The sequence below is a fragment of the Desulfobulbaceae bacterium genome, assembly GCA_013792005.1.
Taxonomy (GTDB): Bacteria; Desulfobacterota; Desulfobulbia; order Desulfobulbales; family VMSU01; genus VMSU01.
This window is the reverse complement of record VMSU01000079.1, coordinates 1-4,518: the sequence shown is the minus strand read 5'-3', so window position 1 is coordinate 4,518 and position 4,518 is coordinate 1. Positions and strand designations below refer to the sequence as shown.

Below are 4,518 nucleotides of genomic sequence, written 5' to 3'. Positions count from 1 at the left end.
CGGTAAGGAAAAATAACCACCAGGGACTTATCCAGCTTTGCAGGGTTAGCCCTTTCGAGGCAATGGATGAAACAAGTTGCTCGAATAAGACACGGGATCCAGAGTCGGTATTGTTAAGATCCACCAAAGGTAATGAAGATGGTAACCAAGCATAGTGGAATAACCCCGCAGATCATCTGTGTGAGCAGTGGCAAGGGTGGGGTAGGAAAGACGTCGATCACGGTGAATGTGGCCGTGGCTCTGTCCAAGGCCGGGAAACGGGTGCTGGTGGTGGATGGTGATCTCGGGTTGGCCAATGTTGATATCGTCCTCGGACTGTCTGTCAAACACACCTTACGTGAAACGGTTGAGGAAGGTGTGTCGGTGAACAGAATTCTGGTGGAGATTTCCCCCGGATTTTTTGTTTTGCCGGCCAGTTCCGGTGTGCCGGAAATGGCCAGCCTCTCCTCAGAGGAACAAACTTTTCTTACTAACGCCCTAGAGCAGATCATCGATGATTTTGATTATGTCTTGATTGATTGCGCTGCCGGTATCGGGGAGTCGGTTTTGTGGTTCAATCGGTGGGCCGATCATAATGCTGTTGTTCTGGCACCTGATCCGACCTCAATGACCGATGCGTATGCCTTGATGAAAATTATGGCCACCCATTATGAGAGGCGACAATTCCATCTGATCATTAATAATGTCAAGAGCCAGAAAGAGGGGGATGAGGTCTTCAAGAGCATGGCCGCAGTCCTGAAAAATTTCTTAAAGATTGACCCTGAACTCTTGGGCGTTATCCCTTCCGATTCGGCGGTATCTAAGGCTATTCGTGCTCAAACCCCCTTTCTGATGGGTGCTCCTGAGGCGAGAGCCAGCAAGGCGGTGCAGGCACTCACCCAGCGAATTGTTTCTTGTTTTTAAATTTTCTTAACACTAACCCTACAATGAGCCGCTTATGTTCGTAATTTCAAATTTTCTTAATGCTTTGGCCACCCTGATTGATTTTGTCCTGTCTGCATATATGTGGGTGATCATCGGGAGGGCCATTATCTCCTGGGTTAATGCAGATCCCTATAATCCTATCGTTCGATTCCTCTATGATGTGACAGATCCTCTTCTTTCCCGAATCCGGCGGGTGGTGCCGGTGGTGGCTGGGGGTATTGATTTGTCGCCGATGGTTTTGATCTTGGCGATAATTTTTTTGCAGAGTTTTTTGGTTCCCACTTTAAAACATATGGCGGTAGGTTTCGGATGATGGTAGGGAGCACATAAGGGAGTTCTGGACCTAATAATCACTAACATTTCAGTTCATAGGTGAAGATGGGGCGTCAGTTCTGAGCTTGAGCCATTCACAAGAGCTGTTTAATTGATATTCGTTACCAAGGAAGGAGTTTAATTATGACACTGACACCGGAAGATATTCAGTCCAAACAATTTCATGTTCGTTTTCGCGGCTTTGATGTTGAAGAGGTTGATGGGTTTTTGGAGCAGGTTGCTGAGAATTTTTTGATGTTGAATGAAGAAAACCGGACACTGAAGACCAAGATTGAGTCTATGACTCAGGATCTGGAAGTTTTCAAGCAGGATGAGAGTTCATTCAAGAATGCCATCTTGTCGGCCCAGAAGGTGGCCGATGAAATGAAGAAAAAGAGCCGTAACGATGCTAATCGGATGTTAACGCAGGCCCATGCTGAAGTTACTCAATTGAAAGATGAGGCAAACCGTGAGATCGCGGCTCTTGAGTCAAAGGTTGATCAGCTTAAAGGGATGGAGTCTCGGCTTATTACTGATCTGCGCGGGGTGCTCAATGATTACCTCACTCAGTTGGAAAGCCAGGTCATCTCTGTGTCGTCGGGAGCTGCTCAGCCGTCTCCGACTGTTGAAGTTAAGCAGCCTGTTCCTGCTCGGAAGCAGGAAGCCGAGCCGCCACTCTATGAAAAGATTACGGTAGAAGATGTCGAGGACTCTTGGTTGTCACAGGCTGAGGCAGATTTAGAGTCTGATGAGGATGATCGGACTGCTTCGCGGCTTTCTGGCCCTGCCATCGGCGGGCTTGATCTTGAGGACGAGGGGCCGAGTGTTACTATTCCGGATATGGACGATGATGTCATGTTTACTCTGGATGACCCTCTGGATGTTGAGGTTGGGCGGCGTAGGCGGTAGTAGGATTTTCGCCCTGTGCTACCAGCCTTAATCGTGGATGGTTGTGTGGAGGCTGATGGAGATGGCGGGATCTTGGTGCGGGTTCATGCTCAACCCCGGGCAGCGAGAAATGCCTTTGCCGGGGTCCATGACGGGGCTCTTAAGTTCAGGGTTACGGTACCTCCGGTTGAGGGAAAGGCTAATGCCTTGATTGCCGAAGTTATGGCCAAGATGTTTCGGGTGTCTAAGTCGTCTGTTTCGTTGGTCAGCGGTTCCCAGAGTAAGCACAAACGGTTCCGGGTGGTGGGAGTTACTCTGCCTGACGCTTTGGAAATTATTGCTGGGGCTGGGATTTGAATGGAGAATTTCTCCTGAATAGCCGGTGCTGGTGTCTCGTCGTTATCCCCCTCCTTGTGTTTCCCCCTTCTTATGCCGTGGACCCCATATTATCGTGGGTGGCTGATATTGACTCCCATCTCGTAATATTTTTTGATAACCTCGATGGGGAGTTGGCTGTGCCAGTGTCCTGTAATTAAGGCGGTCAGCCAGAATCCGAGAAATAAGGCCATAACCAGGGCAGGAAGCAGATAGGGTGGTGTCTGTCGCTCGATTATTTTCACATCGAGACAGTCCTTGGGCGGGCAGACGGCCACGCATTCAAGGCAGCCGATGCACTCAGGGCTGCGCATCGTAGTTTTATTGGTAAGTGGGATCGCTGCCGGGCAATTTCGTTCGCATTTCTTGCAATCAATGCAGGTTGCTTCATCTCGTTTGACTTGAAAGGGACTGGCAAGGGCTAGTAAACCGAGCAGGGCGCCATAAGGGCAGAAATAGCGGCACCAAGGGTTGCGGAGGAAGAATGAGAGGATCAGTAGGCCGAGCATGATCCCGCCGGCCAAACGGCTTGGGGCGAGGAAGAAATAGAGCATTTTGATGTCGACGATCATGTTGTAGGGTGATCGCATAAACCCCTCGATTGCTTGGATATTCATCTTCCAGAGGATCAGGTAGCCAAAGAAGCCAAGGAGCAGGTATTTGAGTGACAGGAGAGGGATGTCAAGCCATATGGGCATCTTGATGCCAAGTTTAAACCGGCGTCCTGTTGTTTCGGCCAGGTTGGAAACAAAACCTACCGGGCAGATCCATCCGCAAAATCCTTTTCTGAGCAGCAGGGATAAGGTCAGTGCCGCAAGAAAGAGAGTGAGTCCTGCGGGATGGATTGGGTCATACTCACCGGTCAGCGCCAGGCGTTTAAGAGAAACCAGACCGCTGATTGGCAGGAACCCTTCCACGGAGGGAGGTCTCGCGACATATATGGTGGAGGAGCCTTTGGCCCATTGATAGAATTGATAGAGTTTCCAGCCGCTGTATAGGCAGAAAATGGTGAAGGATGCTTGAATTGCTTGGCGGAAAAGAGGAAGTTGTCTTCGAGTCATATTTTTGAAGTTGTCAGAAGCAGAGGTTTACGTGGTACAGGATTATGAGTGAGTCAGTGACTGTTAGTCATGAATAGGGTGCTGGAACTATAAATCAGGAATAAAAGTTTGGCACTTCAACTGGCGGATAGCCTAGATTTTACAGAATTTCACATGAAAAACATCGTCGTTTTGATAACAGGGATCTTGTCTTTAATGTACCTTTTTAATTTTGGCTCAGGATTTCTTGAGTTGATTCCCGACAATATTCCTTTTGTTGGTAATATGGATGAAGCAACAGCTATGGTGTTACTCTTAAATTGCTTGCGTTATTTTGGCATCAATTTGTTTGATATCTTTGAGAGAAAAAGTTGAGTTGAGTGTTGATGAGATAAGTCCTTTCGAAAAGCCTGCATCTTGCGATTGCAGGGGGGCTTTGATAGTGGTGGGCTTGTTTTTTTGACTACTTTCTCTATCTGTTCCACTTACTTCAGCCCTGGACGATTAGATGTTTTGTGCTTCTTTTTTTACCATCATTACCTGGCTTGGCTCACTGTATTTGCTCCTGCCTCTGCTTGCGATCTTCTCGATTGTTCTGCTCAGGGCAGGGAAGGTACGTGAAGCGTTGTGGTTGGGGTCGAGTCTTTTGGTGACAGTGATTGTGGCCCATGTGATCAAGTTAATCTTTCGCAGACCAAGGCCGGACTCCCCCGATCTTTTGGTTCCGATGCCTTCAGACTGGTCGTTTCCCAGCGCCCATACTGCCCAGGCTACAGCCTTCTTTTTGGTTGTTACTATTGTTGCTGTCCGCTTGCTGCCATCGGCATGGGCTGTGATCTGTGCCATTGTCTGTGGGCTGATCATTGTCTGTGTCGGTTGGTCGCGGGTCTACCTGCAGGTCCATTATCTGTCTGATGTGGTAGCAGGTTGCGCCCTGGCTATTATTCTCGTTGCCGTAGTTCACGCGCTCCTTCCTTAT

7 protein-coding genes are annotated in these 4,518 nt (G+C 48.7%); 6 read left to right on the top strand and 1 reads right to left on the bottom strand.

All coding sequences use genetic code 11. The annotated features are described in order from the left end of the window. Positions 1–132: 132 nt before the first annotated feature. The 4 genes from FP815_04200 to FP815_04185 all read left to right on the top strand — a co-directional run bounded on the left by FP815_04200 (position 133) and on the right by FP815_04185 (position 2,481). The gene (locus FP815_04200; GenBank protein MBA3014138.1) at positions 133–903 is read left to right on the top strand and encodes a MinD/ParA family protein; all 771 of its coding nucleotides are present in this window, start codon (positions 133–135) and stop codon (positions 901–903) included. 34 nt (positions 904–937) lie between these two features. Next, positions 938–1,237, top strand: coding sequence for a YggT family protein (locus FP815_04195; GenBank protein MBA3014137.1), 300 nt, complete (start codon positions 938–940; stop codon positions 1,235–1,237). 143 nt (positions 1,238–1,380) lie between these two features. After that, entirely contained in the window at positions 1,381–2,145 is a 765-nt protein-coding gene (locus FP815_04190; protein MBA3014136.1) for a DivIVA domain-containing protein, read from the top strand. Between the two features lie 33 nt (positions 2,146–2,178). Beyond that, positions 2,179–2,481 carry a DUF167 domain-containing protein gene (locus FP815_04185; GenBank protein MBA3014135.1) on the top strand — a complete coding sequence of 101 codons (303 nt, stop codon included), beginning with the start codon at positions 2,179–2,181 and terminating at the stop codon, positions 2,479–2,481. A gap of 89 nt (positions 2,482–2,570) precedes the next feature. On the opposite strand, the gene FP815_04180 is transcribed toward FP815_04185, so the two are convergent. After that, the gene (locus FP815_04180) at positions 2,571–3,560 is read right to left on the bottom strand and encodes a 4Fe-4S binding protein (GenBank protein MBA3014134.1); all 990 of its coding nucleotides are present in this window, start codon (positions 3,558–3,560) and stop codon (positions 2,571–2,573) included. 108 nt (positions 3,561–3,668) lie between these two features. Here FP815_04180 and FP815_04175 point away from each other — a divergent pair, with 108 nt between their 5' ends. Further along, positions 3,669–3,914 (top strand): DUF1232 domain-containing protein, encoded by a 246-nt coding sequence (locus FP815_04175; protein ID MBA3014133.1) that lies wholly within the window; start codon positions 3,669–3,671, stop codon positions 3,912–3,914. Positions 3,915–4,047: 133 nt separating this feature from the next. Further along, a partial coding sequence (locus FP815_04170) for a phosphatase PAP2 family protein (protein MBA3014132.1) occupies positions 4,048–4,518 on the top strand: 471 nt, incomplete at its 3' end.